The 16,291-nt window shown below is 69.5% G+C and carries 18 protein-coding genes; 4 read left to right on the forward strand and 14 right to left on the reverse strand.

What is annotated here, in order from left to right:
• Positions 1–84: 84 nt before the first annotated feature.
• The 13 genes from BN1701_RS14530 to BN1701_RS14590 form a co-directional block, all read right to left on the reverse strand.
• Entirely contained in the window at positions 85–603 is a 519-nt protein-coding gene (locus BN1701_RS14530; protein ID WP_054049186.1) for an adenine phosphoribosyltransferase, read from the reverse strand.
• Between the two features lie 4 nt (positions 604–607).
• Positions 608–1,825, reverse strand: a complete 1,218-nt coding sequence (gene secF, locus BN1701_RS14535) for a protein translocase subunit SecF (protein WP_054049188.1) — start codon at positions 1,823–1,825, stop codon at positions 608–610.
• 1 nt (position 1,826) lies between these two features.
• Positions 1,827–3,668, reverse strand: coding sequence for a protein translocase subunit SecD (gene secD / locus BN1701_RS14540; protein ID WP_054049190.1), 1,842 nt, complete (start codon positions 3,666–3,668; stop codon positions 1,827–1,829).
• Positions 3,669–3,857: 189 nt separating this feature from the next.
• Positions 3,858–4,211 carry a preprotein translocase subunit YajC gene (yajC, locus tag BN1701_RS14545; RefSeq protein WP_054049192.1) on the reverse strand — a complete coding sequence of 118 codons (354 nt, stop codon included), beginning with the start codon at positions 4,209–4,211 and terminating at the stop codon, positions 3,858–3,860.
• A 114-nt stretch (positions 4,212–4,325) separates the two neighbouring features.
• Positions 4,326–5,375 (reverse strand): Holliday junction branch migration DNA helicase RuvB, encoded by a 1,050-nt coding sequence (gene ruvB / locus BN1701_RS14550; protein WP_054049194.1) that lies wholly within the window; start codon positions 5,373–5,375, stop codon positions 4,326–4,328.
• On the reverse strand, positions 5,375–5,965 hold the full coding sequence (gene ruvA / locus BN1701_RS14555; RefSeq protein ID WP_054049196.1) for a Holliday junction branch migration protein RuvA: 591 nt from the start codon (positions 5,963–5,965) through the stop codon (positions 5,375–5,377). Before ruvA ends, ruvB begins: the two co-directional genes overlap by 1 nt.
• 176 nt (positions 5,966–6,141) lie before the next feature.
• Positions 6,142–6,732, reverse strand: coding sequence for a crossover junction endodeoxyribonuclease RuvC (ruvC, locus tag BN1701_RS14560; RefSeq protein ID WP_054049198.1), 591 nt, complete (start codon positions 6,730–6,732; stop codon positions 6,142–6,144).
• A 74-nt stretch (positions 6,733–6,806) separates the two neighbouring features.
• Positions 6,807–8,540 (reverse strand): metallophosphoesterase, encoded by a 1,734-nt coding sequence (locus tag BN1701_RS14565; RefSeq protein ID WP_157367981.1) that lies wholly within the window; start codon positions 8,538–8,540, stop codon positions 6,807–6,809.
• Positions 8,537–9,049, reverse strand: coding sequence for a DUF4262 domain-containing protein (locus BN1701_RS14570; protein ID WP_054049202.1), 513 nt, complete (start codon positions 9,047–9,049; stop codon positions 8,537–8,539). Before BN1701_RS14570 ends, BN1701_RS14565 begins: the two co-directional genes overlap by 4 nt.
• Before the next feature lie 67 nt (positions 9,050–9,116).
• Complete coding sequence (locus BN1701_RS14575) at positions 9,117–9,869, reverse strand: YebC/PmpR family DNA-binding transcriptional regulator (protein WP_054049204.1); 753 nt, start codon at positions 9,867–9,869, stop codon at positions 9,117–9,119.
• Positions 9,870–9,879: 10 nt separating this feature from the next.
• Positions 9,880–10,500, reverse strand: coding sequence for a pyridoxal 5'-phosphate synthase glutaminase subunit PdxT (gene pdxT / locus BN1701_RS14580; protein ID WP_054049206.1), 621 nt, complete (start codon positions 10,498–10,500; stop codon positions 9,880–9,882).
• A 32-nt stretch (positions 10,501–10,532) separates the two neighbouring features.
• On the reverse strand, positions 10,533–10,841 hold the full coding sequence (locus BN1701_RS14585) for an AzlD domain-containing protein (protein WP_054049208.1): 309 nt from the start codon (positions 10,839–10,841) through the stop codon (positions 10,533–10,535).
• Positions 10,838–11,518, reverse strand: a complete 681-nt coding sequence (locus BN1701_RS14590) for an AzlC family ABC transporter permease (RefSeq protein ID WP_054049210.1) — start codon at positions 11,516–11,518, stop codon at positions 10,838–10,840. The genes BN1701_RS14585 and BN1701_RS14590 overlap by 4 nt, the downstream gene beginning before the upstream one ends.
• Before the next feature lie 75 nt (positions 11,519–11,593).
• Between BN1701_RS14590 and BN1701_RS14595 the strand changes: the two genes are divergently transcribed.
• The 3 genes from BN1701_RS14595 (at position 11,594) to BN1701_RS14600 (ending at position 12,831) form a co-directional block, all read left to right on the forward strand.
• Positions 11,594–12,145: a helix-turn-helix domain-containing protein gene (locus BN1701_RS14595; protein WP_157367982.1), complete on the forward strand. Its 552-nt coding sequence runs from the start codon at positions 11,594–11,596 to the stop codon at positions 12,143–12,145.
• Between the two features lie 141 nt (positions 12,146–12,286).
• Complete coding sequence (locus BN1701_RS35540; protein WP_157367983.1) at positions 12,287–12,430, forward strand: hypothetical protein; 144 nt, start codon at positions 12,287–12,289, stop codon at positions 12,428–12,430.
• Entirely contained in the window at positions 12,427–12,831 is a 405-nt protein-coding gene (locus BN1701_RS14600; protein ID WP_054049214.1) for a type II toxin-antitoxin system VapC family toxin, read from the forward strand. The genes BN1701_RS35540 and BN1701_RS14600 overlap by 4 nt, the downstream gene beginning before the upstream one ends.
• A gap of 34 nt (positions 12,832–12,865) precedes the next feature.
• Here the strand turns inward: BN1701_RS14600 and pdxS are convergent, their stop codons facing one another.
• Complete coding sequence (pdxS, locus tag BN1701_RS14605; protein WP_054049216.1) at positions 12,866–13,777, reverse strand: pyridoxal 5'-phosphate synthase lyase subunit PdxS; 912 nt, start codon at positions 13,775–13,777, stop codon at positions 12,866–12,868.
• Positions 13,778–14,000: 223 nt separating this feature from the next.
• Here pdxS and BN1701_RS14610 point away from each other — a divergent pair, with 223 nt between their 5' ends.
• Positions 14,001–16,115: an elongation factor G-like protein EF-G2 gene (locus tag BN1701_RS14610; protein ID WP_172803251.1), complete on the forward strand. Its 2,115-nt coding sequence runs from the start codon at positions 14,001–14,003 to the stop codon at positions 16,113–16,115.
• Positions 16,116–16,291: the final 176 nt, after the last annotated feature.

The following is a 16,291-nucleotide window of genomic DNA, read 5'->3' on the forward strand; positions in this document are numbered from 1 at the left end:
CGCCGGGTCACTGGTGTGGCCCGGGTACCGAGGATAACTCCGGAACTGGTGTCGAACGTCCGCTGGGGCGCCTAAGTGACCTAGTCAGACGGTCAGAAGCGCTGTCAGGTTCGCGGCGCCTAGTCGACGCCGACCGCCCAGCGCTCCGATTTCCAGGACGACGGCCACCGACGCGACCTTCGCTCCGGCCCGGTCCACCAGCCCCATGGCGGCTTCCAGAGTGCCGCCGGTGGCCAAAACGTCGTCCACCACCACGACCTGTTCCCCGGCGCGCAGCGCGCCTTCTGGCAGCTCGAAAGTGGCCGAGCCGTATTCGAGGTCGTAGGTGATCCGGTCGGCCACGGCGGGCAGCTTGCCCGGTTTGCGCACCGGGACCACGCCGTAGCCGCGCACGACCGCCAGCGCGGCGCCGAACAGGAAACCGCGGGCCTCCAGGGCCACGACCGTGGTCACCTCGGCCGGAATGTCCTTGGCCAGGGCGTCGACAACCGCACGGAACGCGTCGCCGTCGGCCAGCAGCGGGGTCAGGTCGCGAAAGAGAACGCCCTGGTTCGGGAAGTCAGGGACTTCCCGAACCAGGGCGAGCGCGTTCTCCAGGAGCACGCGGTCAGCGCTTCCGCTTGCCCGAGGGCCTTCCGCCTGGCTTGCGCTTGGCGTCGCTGGCCTTGGGCGTGCGCGACGGGACCCCGGCCGCGATGGCCATGGCCTTCTCGCGGCGCACCTCGGCGTTGACCGCCTCGTCGTCGTCGAGGTCCAGCTCGGACTCGGCCTTCTCGGCGGCATCGAGGCTGCTGCCCAGCTCGGCCTTGCGGGCCTGGTTGGCCTTGCGCTGGGCGACCCGCTCGGCCTGCTGCTTGTACTTCGCGTCGCGCATCTTGAGGTCGACCAGCAGCGGGGTGGCCAGGTAGATCGAGGACAGCACGGCGGCGAGCATGCCGGTGGCCTGCACGAGCGCCAAGTCCTGCAGCGTGCCGACACCGAGCACACCGACACCGACCACGAGCAGGCCGATGACCGGCAGCAGCGCGATCAGGGCGGTGTTGATCGACCGCAGCAGGGTCTGGTTCAGCGCGAGGTTGGCCGCCTCGGCGTAGCTGCGGCGGGTCAGCCCGAGTAGGCCCCGGGTGTTCTCCTTGACCTTGTCGAACACGACGACGGTGTCATAGAGGGAGAAGCCGAGGATGGTCAGCAGACCGATCACCGTCGCGGGGGTGACCTCGAAGCCGATGATCGAGTAGATACCGGCGGTCACCACGATGTCGTGCAGCAGCGACAGCATCGCCGCGATCGCCATCAGCCGCTCGAAGTACAGCGCGAGGAAGATCGTCACCAGCACGAGGAACACGGCCAGCGCGATGAGCGCCTGCCTGCTGATCTCCCCGCCCCAGCTACCCGACACCGCGCTGTCGCTGATCTGCGCGACGCTGGACTCGCCGCCCGACCCCTGCGGCTTGAGCTGCTCGAACAGCGCGTTCTTGATCTTGCTGACCTCGGCGACCGACAGGGCCTCGGACTTGATCTGGATGCTTGCGGAGCCACCGGTGCCGACCTGCTGCACCGCCGACGGGTCCTTGCCCGCCGCCTCGCGGAACACCGACTCCACCCGCTCGGTGGAGATCGGGCCCGAGGCGCTCGCCGCGGGCATCGAGATCTTCGTGCCGCCCTCGAAGTCGATGCCGAGGTTGAACCACCGGAAGGTGATCGACAGCAGACAGATCAGCACGATCCCGCCGAAGATCACATACCAGCGCTTGCGCTTGCCGACGATGTCGAACGCGCCGTTGCCCACATAGAGGCGGGTGAACACGCTTTCCTTGCTGGACACGTCACACTTCCTTCGCGGCGGCGGAACCCGCGCCGACCCGCGCCGCGGGGCGCGCGGTCGGCCGCTGGACAGCGCCGAGGCCCGACAGCTTCGAGTTGGACAGCAACTTCGACTTCGAGGCGATCGCCAGCAGCGGGTGGGTCACCAGGAACACCACGACCAGGTCGAGCACGGTCGACATGCCCAGGGTGAACGCGAACCCGCGCACCTGCCCCACCGCCAGCACGTAGAGGACCGCGGCGGCCAGGAACTGGACCGCGTCGGCGGACAGGATCGTCCGCCGCGACCGGATCCACGCCTTGGGCACCGCGGACCGGAATGTCCGGCCCTCGCGTATCTCGTCCTTCAACCGTTCGAAGAAGATGACGAACGAGTCCGCGGTGATACCGATCGCCACGATGAATCCGGCGATACCGGCGAGGTCGAGAGTGAACCCGATCCAGCGGCCCAGCAGCACCAGCACCGCGAAGACCACGATGCCGGAGAGCACGAGCGACAGGATCATCAGCACGCCCAGCAGGCGGTAGTAGAACAGGCAGTACACGAACACCAGCAGCAGGCCGATACCACCGGCGAGCAGACCGGCCTTCATCGACGACAGGCCCAGCGTCGCCGACACGGTCTCGGCCTCCGACGGCTCGAACGAGATCGGCAGCGAACCGAACTTCAGCACGTTGGCCAGCTTCGTGGCCTCCGCCGACTTGAAGCCGCCCTCGCCGCCGGTGATCTGGGTGTCGCCGTTGATGACGCCCTGGATGGTCGGGGCGGACACGACCGCGGTGTCGAGCACGAACGCGGCGCGCTCCTGCACGTGCGCGGCCGTGTACTTCGACCAGATCTCGGTGCCCGTGTTGGTGAAGCTCAAGCTGACCACATAGCCGACGCCGCTCGTGTCGACCTGCGCGATCGCGCCGCTGATCTCCTTGCCCTCCAGGAACGACGGGCCGAGGATGAACTTCTCGTTGCCATCCTGGTCGCACGCGGCCACGGGCAGGGTCGGGTCGTCGTTGCCGACCAGCGGGTCCTGCTTGCCGGGCGTGCAGTCCAGGGTGGTCAGCGCCGCCAGCTGCACCGACTGGTCGGCCGGGACCTCGGCGCCGTCAGCGCCCTTGCTCGGAGCCAGCTTCGGGTCCTGACGGCAGGCCTTGGCGGCGGTGATCTGCGCGCCGTCCTCAGCCTTGGGGTCCTTCAGGATGTCGGCGTACTTCGTGCACGCCTCGGTCGTCGGCATCGGGGCGGGCGGCGCGGCCGGGTCCGACGCGGGCGGCTGGGCCGCCGTGGTCGTCGGCGCCGGCTGCTGTGCCTGGGCGGGAGCCGGGCGGCCCTGCGGCGCGGCCGAGGTCGGAGCACCGGCCGTAGGCGGCGCGGCCGAAGTCGGCGCACCAGAGGTGGGCGCGCCCGAGGTCGGGGCGCCCGAGGTCGGCGCACCACTGGTCGGCGGGGTCGTGGTCTGCTCCAGCGGGCCTGCCGGGATCGCCTGGATGACCGGGCGGAACCGCAGCTGGGCGGGCTGGGCCAGGTCCTTGGCCTTCTCGCCGCTCTCGCCGGGGACGGTGATGACGATGTTCTGGCCGTCGAGGATGACCTCGGCGCCGCTGACACCGCTGCCGTTGACCCGCGTCTCGATGATCTCTCGCGCCAGGTTGAGCGATTCCTTCGTCGGATCGCCGCTCTCGGTCCGCGCGGTGAGCACGACCCGGGTACCGCCCTGCAGGTCGATGCCCAACTTGGGCTTCGCCAGGCCGTCCCCGGTGAAGAACACCAGGGAGTACAGGACAGCGACAATTGCTACGAAGAACGCCAGATAGCGTCCTGGGCGGATCTGCCCGGCCGGTGGTGCCACGGTCGGTCCGTCTCCTCGGCTAGCTTCGGATGTGCACGCATGTCTCCCGCGCGGGCGCGGTCGACCAGCACTTGGCGGTCATGACGCTGCGCCCACACCCGAGTCACACGTGTGGGTGAGGGCGCAGCGTACCTCTTGCGAAGTGAACCCAGTGTTGCCTGGGTCACCCCGCGGATAACTGTTTACGGACTACTTGCCGTGGTCCAGCGGGGGCGCGACCTGGGCGGTCGAGTCGGTGTCCGCGGTGTCGGTGGCTTCGTCGTCATCGTCCTCGTGCTCGTCCGGGCCGACCTTCTCCCGGATCGCCTGACGCAGCCACTCGGTCTCGACGCCCGGGGCGATCTCGAGGCTGATGGTGGCCGAGTCCGAGGTGTCGGAGACGGTGCCGTACATGCCGGAGGTCGTCATGACACGGTCGCCGACGGCGAGCGAGTCCTGCAGCTCCTGCTGCTGCGCCATCGCCTTCTTCTGCCTGCGGGACCCCAGGATCAGCGGGATCGCGAGCACAGCGACGAGGAGCAGAGGGAGCAAAGCCTGATTCATTTCTCTCCGTTCGGGAACCCATCCCGGCGAGCGCGGGAAAAGTCCGATTGTTCGGGTTGTATCACCCGAGTGTGCCAGGTGTGAGCGGTGCGAACACGACCCACACGCGGTCGGTCACTCATCGAACAGAGTAGGCCCAGCCTGCCCAAAGGCTTCGATCGGGGCGGGCAGACCCAGGTGAGTCCACGCCGCGGCGGTCGCGACCCGGCCGCGCGGGGTGCGCGCGAGCATCCCGGCCCGGACCAGATACGGCTCGCACACCTCCTCCACGGTGGTCGGTTCCTCACCGACGGCCACCGCGAGCGTCGACACGCCCACCGGGCCGCCGCCGAAGGACTTGACCAGGGCGCCGAGCACCGCGCGGTCGAGCCGGTCGAGCCCGAGTTCGTCGACGTCGTAGACCTGCAAGGCGGCCTTGGCCACGTCGCGGGTGACTGTGCCGTCGCCGCGGACCTCGGCGAAGTCACGCACTCGGCGCAACAGCCGGTTGGCGATGCGGGGTGTGCCGCGCGAGCGGCCCGCGATCTCCTCGGCGCCGTCCTCATACAGATCGACGCCCAGGATCGTGGCGCTTCGCCGCAGGATTCGCCGCAGTTCGTGCGGCTCGTAGAACTCCATGTGGGCGGTGAAGCCGAAGCGGTCGCGCAGCGGACCGGTGAGCGCGCCGGAGCGGGTGGTGGCCCCGACCAGGGTGAACGGGGCGATCTCCAACGGGATGCTGGTGGCGCCGGGGCCCTTGCCGACGACGACGTCGACCCGGAAGTCCTCCATCGCCAGGTACAGCATCTCCTCGGCGGGGCGGGCGATGCGGTGGATCTCGTCGATGAACATGACCTCGCCCTCGCTGAGGTTCGACAGCATCGCGGCGAGGTCGCCCGCGCGTTCGAGGGCGGGACCGGAGGTGATCCGGAGTGGGCGACCCAGTTCGGCGGCGATGATCATCGCGAGGCTGGTCTTGCCCAGCCCGGGCGGACCGGAGAGCAGCACATGATCAGGTGGGGAGCCGCGGCGGGTCGCGCCTTGGAGAACCAGGTCGAGCTGTTCGCGCACCCGCGGCTGGCCGACGAACTCGTCGAGCCGCCGCGGCCGCAGGGTCGTCTCGTCGTCCTGTTCACCGAGCTCGGCGACCGGGGAGAGCTGGGACTCCCACTCCTCGGGGTCCATCAGCGCTTGCGCCCGAGGGTGGTCAGCGCTTCACGCAGCACGGCGGAGGTGTCGCTGACGCCGTTGCGGGCGAGCACGCCGTCGACGGCCTGCTCGGCCTGCTTGACCGCGAACCCGAGCCCGACCAGTGCCTCCACGACCGACCCGCGCACGTGCCCGACCGGCGCGGCGGGCTCGGCGCCCGAGGTGACGGCACCGACCTTGTCGCGCAGCTCGATGATCAGCCGCTCGGCGCCCTTGCGGCCGATGCCGGGCACCTGGGTGAGGATGGTGATGTTGCCGTCGGCCAACGCGGCGCGCAGCTGGTCGGGCTCCAGCACGGCCAGCGTCGCCAGGGCGAGCCGGGGCCCGATCCCGGAGACGGTCTGCAACAGCCGGAACAGATCCCGCGCCTCGGTGTCGGCGAAGCCGAACAGGGTCAGTGAGTCCTCCCGCACCACCAGCGCGGTGGCCAGCGCCGCCTCTTCCCCCCGGCGCAGCGTGGCCAGCGTGTGCGGCGTGGCCTGCACGGCGAACCCGACACCGCCGACCTCGACCACCGCGTGGTCGAGCGAGACCGCCGCCACCGTGCCGCGCACCGAGGAGATCACCGCTGTACCTGCCTTGTCGTCGAGAACACTAGTTCGAGCTTAGGGGATCCACTTCGGCGTCGACCCGAGACACTCCGGGGCCGATTCCGGCCGCCCAGAGCTCTGCCTCAAGGCGTGCTTGACGGCACCGAAGCGGCCGCGAACTGGGCGTCCTGCGACCGTGAACGCCCCATCCACTATTTCCCTTTTCGGGAGTTCTCTTTGCGCGCGGAGACGGCGGCCGCGGTCAATCGCGCCCGGTGGGTGCGGGCGATCTCGGCCGCCTTCGCCTCGGCCTCGGCGAGGCGGTTGCGCATCGGGGCCCGCCAGAGGTGGCAGATGGCCAGGGCCAAGGCATCGGCGGCGTCGGCGGGCTTGGGCGCGACGGTCAGGCCGAGCAGGCGGGTGACCATGGTCGTGACCTGGGCTTTGTCGGCCCGGCCGGAGCCGGTGACGGCCGCCTTGACCTCACTGGGGGTGTGGAACATGACCGGCAGGCCCCGCCGGGCCGCGGCCAGCGCGACGACCGCGGCGGCCTGGGCGGTACCCATGGCGGTGCGGACGTTGACCTGGCTGAACACCCGCTCGATGGCGACCACCTCGGGGTGATGCTCGTCGAACCACAGCTCGACGGCGTCGGCGACCTTGAGCAGCCGGACCGACAGCTCGTCGTCCGCCGGGGTCCGGATCACATCGACCGCCACGGCGCGCACCTGGCGCCCGACCCCGCCGTCGACCACCGCGATACCACAGCGGGTCAGCCCTGGGTCGACTCCCAGCACGCGCACGACTCTCCTCCACCTTGAACACTCGTTCGAGAGAGTACCCAGGTCGGCGCCGCCTGCCCGGGGGACACGCCGGGTCACCGCGCGCGGGGCACCTTGATCGGGTCCTCGATGAGTTCCGGCCGCAGCGGCTCGCCGTCGGGGACCAGCCAAGGGGTGTGCGCGGCGGCGTCCGGGGCGGGGGTCCAGGACCGGCAGGCCGACTCCAGCTTGACCGGAAAGATCGTCAGCCCGCCCTGGTCGTCGACGCGCAGCCGCAGGAATCCCTTGAAGTCCTCGATGCTCTGACCGGCCATGACCTCGTTGAGGTTGATGCCGAACCGGCTGGCGATCATCAGGTACACGGCGACCAACTCGGCGTCGAGGAACCCGATCAGCAGCGGGGTGCCGACCATGACGATCACCAGGGTCGCCCAGTCGCCGATCGGCCCGTCGGGCAGAACCGAGGTGTAGAGCCAGATGACGGCGAACGCCCACCCCGTGCTGAGGGCTATGTGCGCGGCCGCGTGCAGGATGCCCGCGACGGTCGCCGCGGGGCCGCGGCGTGGGTCCTCCAGTCGGGCGAAGGCGAGCGCGCCGAGGACCAGTCCGAAGCCGACCAGGATGGCGGGCGTCCAGCTCGCGACCAGCCCGAAGAAGCCCGACGGGCCGTGGCTGCCGAGGACCTGCACGAGTCCATAGAGGACGGCCAGGCTCATCAGGGTCTGGAACACACCGGTGAGCGCCCAGAACCCGGGATTGCGCCACGGCAGCCGGAAGATCCCGCCTGCGAACCGCCGCGACGTCGGCCGGTCCGGGTAGCGCTCGGCGATGTCGTAGTCGACCGGTGTCGCGGGCTCGCGCACCCGCGAGGTCCGCGGCGGCAGCGTCAGCGCATCGGGCAGCTCATGGGTGGCCGCGAGGTAGGCGCCGCCGAGGCCGCAGGTGATCCGCTGGCCGGTGCCGCCGCGCTCGACGTAGCGGACGTAGTGGTGGCGGTCCCCCGACAGCATCACCCGGATCTCGGCGCCCTGGGAGCGGACGATCTCGCGGTCGAAGAACTCGACGGTGTCGTAGCTCTTGGTGTGTCCACCGGAGCCCGCGTCCACCCACACCGGCGCGGACGTGCACAGGATGACGCCGTCGCCGGGCCGCAGCTCGGCGGAGGCCTTGCGGAAGTACTCCAGCTGCGGGGCGTCGACGTAGTCGTCGAACTGGGTGTCGATGGCGAACAGCCACCAGCGGTGCGGCAGCTCGATGGCGAAGTACGACCGGGCCTGCGCGGTCTCCCACCCGCCGAAGCCGCGCTGTTGGGCGAAGACGCGCAGGAACGAGGTGAGCCCGTCGTACCAGTCGTGGTTGCCGGGCAGCGCGAACAGCGTCGGCGGATCACCTTCGGCCGCGGGGAAGGCGGCCCGGTAGACGCCTTTGGTGCGGTCCTCGTAGTTCTGAGTGGACGCGGAGGGATAGACCTGGTCGCCGCCCATGATCAGCAGCCTGCCGCGCGGCAGCTCGCCGTGCCCCTCGATGTCGATTTTGTCCGCGGCCAGGAGGGTGGCCACCGAGTAGGTGGGATCGAACCCGTCCCCGACGTCGGCGACGAAGTCGATCCAGAGCTCGTCATCGTCGTCGTAGCGGTGGATCTTGGCCGGGAGGCTGCCCTGGAGTTCGCGCTTGTCGGCGTAGGACCCGAAGATCGTCGCGATCACCGACTGGATCCCGGTACTGATGAGCACCTTGGGCGCCAGCCAGCGGACAGCGGGCTTGGGCACGAAACCGAGTTCGCCCTCGGTCATGTCCCGTGGCCGAGGGCGCGGCGCTGGAGTGGTCATGGACCGTCTATACCGGGCCGCCAGCTTTCCGGAAATCCGCTATTCGTGAGAACCGGCTGCCAGATGTCGAAACCCTTCGGCGCGTCGGGACTCCACGGCCACTTGCCCTGGGGCGTCGCGACGATCAGCTGCAGGGCCGGGAACTCGCCGGAGGGGTAGAGCAGGAAGGCGCTGCCGAGGAATTCCGGGTAGTGGCCCTTGTGGACGCGTTCGACCACGACTGGAACGCCGTCGAAGAAGTCGAGGTAGGGCAAGCCGGGGAAGAACCGCTCCCCCGCGCTCGCCCTCCGCACGTACAGGTCGATCAGCGGCCGGGCCAGGTCGACCGGCAGGCCGATGACCACCGCCTCCGGGGCCCCGAACCGACGCCACGCGCCGACGGAGAACGCGTAGGGAGCGCCGTCGTTGTCGCCCGCGATCTCGACAACGGCGTGGCCGTCCTCGTCAGCGGTGCGCAGCAGCCACTGGCGCAGGTTCTCGTCTTCGGCGGTGATGCCGTTCAGGGCCACAGGTCAGTCGACCTCCGCCATGACCTCATCGGAAATGTGGAAGATGACACAGCGCGAAGACGTTTCTCTAAGCATCGACAACCGCCATGACCTCATCGGAAATGTCGAAGTTGGCGAAGACGTTCTGCACGTCGTCCGAGTCTTCGAGGGCGTCGATCAGCTTGAAGATCTTGCGGGCGCCCTCGGCCTCCAGCTGCACCGTCACCGACGGCACGAAGTTGGCGTCGGCCGACTCGTAGTCGTAGCCCGAGTTCTGCAGGGCCGTGCGGACCGCCACCAGGTCAGTCGGCTCGGAGACGATCTCGTAACTGTCGCCGAGGTCGTTGACCTCCTCGGCGCCGGCCTCCAGGACGGCCATGAGGACGTCGTCCTCCGACAGGCCGTTCTTGGGCAGGATGATGACGCCCTTGCGGTTGAACATGTACGAGACCGAGCCCGGGTCGGCCATGGTGCCGCCGTTGCGGGTCATCGCCGTGCGCACCTCGCCCGCGGCGCGGTTGCGGTTGTCGGTCAGACACTCGATCAGCACAGCGACGCCGTTGGGGCCGTAGCCCTCGTACATGATCGTCTGCCAGTCGGCGCCGCCCGCCTCCTCGCCCGCGCCGCGCTTGCGCGCGCGCTCCACATTGTCAGCAGGCACGGAGTTCTTCCGCGCCTTCTGGATGGCGTCGAACAGCGTCGGGTTGCCGCTGGGGTCACCGCCGCCGGTGCGGGCCGCGACCTCGATGTTCTTGATCAGCTTCGCGAAGAGCTTGCCACGCTTGGCGTCGAGGGCGGCCTTCTTGTGCTTGGTTGTCGCCCACTTGGAGTGGCCGCTCATCTCTCCTCCGTCATGACTCTTCGACCATGTTCACGAACAGCTGGTGCACCCGGTGGTCGCCGGTCAGTTCCGGGTGGAACGCCGTGGCCAGCACGTTGCGCTGCCGAACGGCGACGATCCTACCGGCGGCGGCGCCCGCGGCTGGTGTCTCGGGCACGGTGGCCAAGACCTGAACAGCCGGGGACGCCGACTCTACCCAAGGCGCGCGGATGAACACGGCGTGTGTCGGTCCGCCGTCGATTCCCTCGATGTCGAGGTCCTCCTCGAAGGAGTCGACCTGCCTGCCGAAGGCGTTGCGGCGCACGATCATGTCCAGGCCGCCGAGCTGGTTCTGGTCGGGCCTGCCGTCGAGGACCTTCTCGGCGAGCAGGATCATGCCCGCGCACGAGCCGTAGGTCGGCATGCCGTCGGCGATGCGCGCGCGCAGCGGCTCCAGCAGCTCGAAGGTCTCCAGCAGCCGGGAGATCGTGGTCGACTCGCCGCCGGGCAGCACCAGTCCGTCCACTTGGGACAGCTCACCGGCCCGGCGCACCGGGATGACCCTGGCGCCGCCCGCGACGAGCGCGGCGGTGTGCTCCCGGACGTCGCCCTGCAACGCGAGGACACCGATCAGCGGACGATCTGCGGACACTTCGACCCCTCCATATGGTTCAACCAGCCTACTCAGGCCACCCCGGCGAGCCGGAGCAGTGCCGCGGTGGCCGCCGCGGCGGCCACGACGACGACGAACGGCGCCTTGCGCCAGGCCAGGACTCCGCCGACCAACACGCCTGCGGGCAGCGCCCACCCGGCGAAGGACTGCCCCTTGACCAGCGACGATGTGGCCACCAGGGCGACGAGCAGCACGATGGCGGCGGTCGAGAGCAGTTCCCGGACGTGGTCGGGGAACTCGACCCGCTCCCGCAGCAGCACCCCGCCGAACCGGAAGGCGAAAGTCCCCAGCGCGAGCACGAGGATGGGAACGAGAGTCACACCGCCTCCTTCACCCGACGCGGCACGGCGAGCAGGCCGACCAGCGACAACAACACCGGGACACCAGCGGGCAGGAACGGCGTGGTGGCCAGCGCGACCGCCGCGCCGAGCAGCGCGGGCCGCAGCTTGGCCGAGTCGGTCAGCGACGGCAGCACGAGCGCCAGCATGATCGCGGGGAACACCGCGTCCAGCCCCAACACCGCCGGGTCGCTGACCAACTGCCCGGTCAGCGCGCCGCCGAGCACACCGAGGTTCCACGCCGCGAACAGCGCCGCGCCGCACAGCCAGAACGAGGCCCGCGCGCGGCGCGGGTCCGGTTCGGCCATCGCGAAGGCGACCGACTCGTCGATCAAAAGGTGACTGCCGACCAGCCGCGCGGGCCAGGACGTGCCGATCACCTGCCCGACCGCCAACCCGAACGGCAGGTGGCGGGCGTTGAGGATGAGCCCGCCGAGCACCGCGGCCACCGGACTGCCGCCCGCGGCGACCACGCCGACTGCCAGATATTGGGAGCCGCCCGCGAAGACGAGCAGGGACATCACGACCGGCACCCACACCGGGGTACCCGCCGCGACCGAGATCGCACCGAAGGACAGGCCGTTGACCACCGCCGCGACGGCGATGGCCAGCACGCCGCGCCACAGCTCGGCATCGAGTGTTCGCCAGATCGAACGCATGGTTTCATATCCTGAACGCCCAGGGCGACGTTCGTCAAGGCGAACGTCGCGTACGCCATATCGAACGGGAGAGCCATGAGCGGCGCGCCCCTGGAAGTGATCGCCCACTCGCTGCGCCGCGAGCGCGAGCGGATCGGACTGTCGCTGTCCGAACTGGCCAAACGCGCGGGCATCGCCAAGTCGACCCTGTCGCAACTGGAGTCGGCATCGGGCAACCCGAGTGTGGAGACCCTGTGGGCCCTCGGCGTCGCCCTGAACGTGCCGTTCAGCCGCCTGGTCGAGCCACCGCGCCCGCGAGTTCAATTGATCCGCGCCGGTGAGGGCCCGGCCATCTACTCCGAGCGCGCGGACTACGTGGCCACCCTGCTGGCCTCCTGCCCACCGCACGCCCGCCGCGACATCTACCTGATCACCGCCGAACCGGGCAGCCGCCGTGAGTCCGCGCCGCACATGCCGGGGGTGGTGGAGCACGTGGTGCTGGTCTCGGGCCGCGCACTGCTCGGGCTGGCCGACGATCCGATCGAGATCGGTCCCGGCGACTACGTCGCCTACCCGGGTGACCTGCCTCATGTGTTCGAGGCCCTCCAACCTGGCACTACGGCTTGCATGGTGTCCGAACACGTGTGAAATGGGACTGGAACTGTCGGTGATCGGGTCTAACCTTGAGTCATGACAGAACACGCCCACGATGAACCTGTTGGCCGGCCCGCTCGGCCTCCGGCGAACTCGACCGGCGGACGTCCTGCGTCGATCAGTCGGCCGTTCAGCGTGCGAGAGAACTTGGAACGCTGGCACGCCGAGTTCGAGGGGCCGACGATGGCCGAGATCCTGGCGGACGCCGACAGGTACCGTTCCGGCGGTGTCCCCCGCGAACAGATCGCCGCGGCGATTCGCGAGGACCGTGACCGTTGACCAACGACATAGTCATCGACGCGTCCGCCCTTGTCGAAGCGCTCGGCTCCGCGAACCCGCACCAACCTCTGATCCATCGGATTCTCACGAGCAGGCTGTTCGCTCCCGAGGTCCTCATCCTGGAGACGTTGAGCGCCTTCGCCAAACACGTCCGCCGAGGCGAGATGGACTTGGAAACAGCCGGCCGCGCCGTTTCCCGACTCTCGAACCTCCCGGTGGCGCGCTCCAGCCATGAGCCATTCATGACGCGCATCTGGGAGCTCCGACATTCGATCAGCGTCTATGACGCCGCCTACATCGCCCTCGCCGAGGAACTGGACGCGCCCCTGGTGACCTGTGACGCGAAGTTGGCAGGCTCTAACAGCCACAACGCGACGATCGAGCTTTACCCGCCGTCCTGATGGGTGGCCCGGAAGGGCCACCCATCAGCCGAGATCACCAGCCGCGGTCGGCCAGGCGGTGGGGTTCGGGGACGTCCTCGACGTTGATGCCGACCATGGCCTCACCCAGGCCGCGCGAGACCTTGGCGATGACGTCCGGGTCGTCGTGGAACGTGGTGGCCTTGACGATGGCCTCGGCGCGCTGGGCCGGGTTGCCGGACTTGAAGATGCCGGAGCCGACGAACACGCCCTCGGCGCCGAGCTGCATCATCATCGCCGCGTCGGCCGGGGTGGCGATGCCGCCCGCGGTGAACAGCACGACCGGCAGCTTGCCTGCCCGGGCGACCTCACGGACCAGCTCGTACGGCGCCTGGAGTTCCTTGGCCGCGACGTACAGCTCGTCCTCGGCCAGGTTCTGCAGGCGGCGGATCTCGCCGAGGATCTTGCGCATGTGGGTGGTGGCGTTGGAGACGTCGCCGGTGCCCGCCTCACCCTTGGAGCGGATCATCGCCGCGCCCTCGGTGATGCGGCGCAGAGCCTCGCCGAGGTTGGTGGCGCCGCAGACGAACGGCACGGTGAACTGCCACTTGTCGATGTGGTTGGTGTAGTCGGCCGGGGTCAGGACCTCGGACTCGTCGATGTAGTCGACGCCGAGGGACTGCAGGACGCGGGCCTCGACGAAGTGGCCGATGCGGGCCTTGGCCATCACGGGGATGGAGACGGCCTCGATGATGCCGTCGATCAGGTCGGGGTCGCTCATCCGGGCCACGCCGCCCTGGGCGCGGATGTCGGCGGGGACGCGCTCGAGGGCCATGACGGCCACCGCGCCCGCGTCCTCGGCGATCTTGGCCTGCTCGGCGTCGACCACGTCCATGATCACGCCGCCCTTGAGCATCTCCGCCATGCCGCGCTTGACCCGGACGGTGCCGGTCTCGGGGACGGGAGCGGTGGTCTGTGCGTCGGACACGATGGGACCTTTCGAGCTTGGCGATGGGGGCAGCAGCGGCGCCGCTGACCACAGCGTACGTCGCAGGTGGCCCGCTCTGGCATGCCAATCCGAGACGACTCTCGAAGGCCACTTTGCCCCGCATGGCTGGCCGGGGTTGTCCCCGCCGTCGAACGGGTGTGAGATCGGACACAACTGCCGATGGGAGCCCCGGCGGCTCTCCGACTAGTGGGAGGTGGGCGACATGGGTAGCAAGCACTCCGACAACGGCCTGGCCGAGTCCGGTGTCGCGGCGGACGACCCCAGCAAGGTGCGCAACATCGTCCTCGTCGGGCCTTCCGGCTCAGGCAAGACCACCCTGGTCGAGGCGCTGCTGACGGCGGCGGGCGTGCTGCCGCGCGCGGGGTCGGTCACCGAGGGGACGACGGTGTGCGACCACGACCCGGCCGCGGTGCGCCAACAGCGGTCGGTCGGACTCGCCGTGGCGCCGTTCATGCACGACGGGATCAAGGTCAATCTCATCGACACCCCCGGCTACGCGGACTTCGTCGGCGAGCTGCGCGCGGGTCTTCGTGCCGCCGACGCCGCCCTGTTCGTGGTGTGCGCGGCCGAAGGCGTGGACTCCGCGACGATCACCCTGTGGAACGAGTGCGCCGCCGTCGGGATGCCGCGCGCGCTGGTGATCGCCCGGCTCGACCATCCGCGCGCCGACTTCGCGGGCGAGTTGGCCCAGTGCCAGGCGGCGTTCGGCGCGGGGGTGCTGCCGCTGTACCTGCCAACCAAGGACGGTCTGCTCGGCCTGATCACCCAACGCCACTTCGACCACTCCGCCGGACATCCGCCGACCGTGCGTGAGCCGGACAAGGGCGAGTTGGCCAGGGTCGCCGAGGCGCGGGACGAACTGCTCGAAGGCATCATCGCCGAGAGCGAGGACGAGACCCTCATGGACCGCTACCTGGCGGGCGAGGAGATCGACACCGAGACGATCATCGCCGACCTGGAGACCGCGGTCGCCCGGGGCTCGTTCCATCCGGTGATCCCCGTGTGCGCGCAGACCGGCGTCGGCTTGTCCGCGCTGCAGGAGGCGTTGACCAGGGCCTTCCCGTCCCCACTCGAACACCCGCTGCCGATGGTCACCGACCCGTACGGCAAACCGCACGCCGCGCTGAGCGCCGACCCGAACGGTCCGCTGGCCGCCGAGGTGGTGCGCACGGCGGTCGACTCCTACGTCGGGCGGGTGTCGCTGGTCCGGGTGTTCTCCGGCACCCTGCGCCCCGAGCGGTCGGTGCACGTCTCCGGCCACGGGCTCGCCGACCGCGGCCACGAGGACCACGACGTCGACGAGCGCGTCGCCCACATCTACTCACCGCTCGGCGCGAACCTGCGCGAGGTGCCCTACTGCGTGGCGGGCGACCTCTGTGCCCTGACGAAGGTCGGCTCGGCCGAGACCGGGGACACCGTGTCCGCGCCGGAGGACCCGATCCTGATGGCGCCGTGGCAGATGCCCGAGCCGCTGCTCCCGGTCGCCGTGGTCGCCAAGACCCGCAGCGATGAGGACACCTTGGCGCGCAACCTGTCCCGGCTGGTCGCGGGCGACCCGACGCTACGGATGGACCGCAATCCCGAGACCCACCAGTTGGTCCTTTGGTGCATGGGCGAGGCCCACGCCGACGTCGTGCTCGCCCGCCTGCGCGCGGGCGGGGCGGACGTGGAGACCGAGCCGGTGAAGGTGTCGCTGCGAGAGACGTTCGCGGCGCCGTCGCGCGGGCACGGACGGCACGTGAAGCAGTCGGGCGGCCATGGGCAGTACGCGGTGTGCGATATCGAGGTGGAGCCGCTGCCGACCGGGTCGGGGTTCGAGTTCGTGGACAAGGTGGTCGGTGGGGCGGTGCCGCACCAGTTCATCTCGTCGGTGGAGAAGGGTGTGCGGGCTCAGTTGGAGCGTGGGTTGCATGGTGGGCATCCGGTGGTGGACATCCGCGTGACGCTGGTCGACGGGAAGTCGCACAGCGTGGACTCGTCGGACGCCGCTTTCCAGACGGCCGGGTCATTGGCATTGAAGGACGCGGCCGGGCACGGGCGGATCTCGTTGTTGGAGCCGATCGACTCGGTGCGGGTGCGGTTGCCGGATGAGCATTTGGGGACGGTGCTTGGGGATCTTTCTTCGCGGCGGGGGCGGGTGTTGGGGACCGAGTCGGATAGTGATGGGTACACGGTGATCCTCGCTGAGGTGCCTGCGACGGCGTTGCCCCGGTATCTGATCGAGTTGCGGTCCATGACTTCTGGGTCGGCTACGTTCAGTCGGGGGTTTGCGCGGTTCGATCCGTTGCCGGAGTCTCTTGCTGCGCAATTCGCGTAGTTCGGCCGTTTTACGCGGCGGCGCCTGTTTGGGTGGTTCGCCTTGATTTGGGGCCCCTCGAAATGGGCCTGTGCGGGTCAAAAGGCGAGCTCAAGGAACCTCACCCGCACCGCGATTTTAGGCCCATTTCCCCCAAATCAAGGCGAACCACCCAAACAGGCCGTTCTGTTGTGCCC

This window comes from Alloactinosynnema sp. L-07 (genome assembly GCF_900070365.1).
Lineage (GTDB): Bacteria > Actinomycetota > Actinomycetes > Mycobacteriales > Pseudonocardiaceae > Actinokineospora.

What these genes read in the sequence shown, in the direction of transcription:
- yajC (WP_054049192.1), bottom strand. Translation starts at nt 4,211, where the DNA reads ATGAATCAGGCTTTGCTCCCTCTGCTCCTCGTCGCTGTGCTCGCGATC.
- ruvB (WP_054049194.1), bottom strand. Translation starts at nt 5,375, where the DNA reads ATGGACCCCGAGGAGTGGGAGTCCCAGCTCTCCCCGGTCGCCGAGCTC.
- BN1701_RS14565 (WP_157367981.1), bottom strand. Translation starts at nt 8,540, where the DNA reads ATGACCACTCCAGCGCCGCGCCCTCGGCCACGGGACATGACCGAGGGC.
- BN1701_RS14575 (WP_054049204.1), bottom strand. Translation starts at nt 9,869, where the DNA reads ATGAGCGGCCACTCCAAGTGGGCGACAACCAAGCACAAGAAGGCCGCC.
- BN1701_RS14590 (WP_054049210.1), bottom strand. Translation starts at nt 11,518, where the DNA reads ATGCGTTCGATCTGGCGAACACTCGATGCCGAGCTGTGGCGCGGCGTG.
- BN1701_RS14595 (WP_157367982.1), top strand. Translation starts at nt 11,594, where the DNA reads ATGAGCGGCGCGCCCCTGGAAGTGATCGCCCACTCGCTGCGCCGCGAG.
- BN1701_RS14610 (WP_172803251.1), top strand. Translation starts at nt 14,001, where the DNA reads ATGGGTAGCAAGCACTCCGACAACGGCCTGGCCGAGTCCGGTGTCGCG.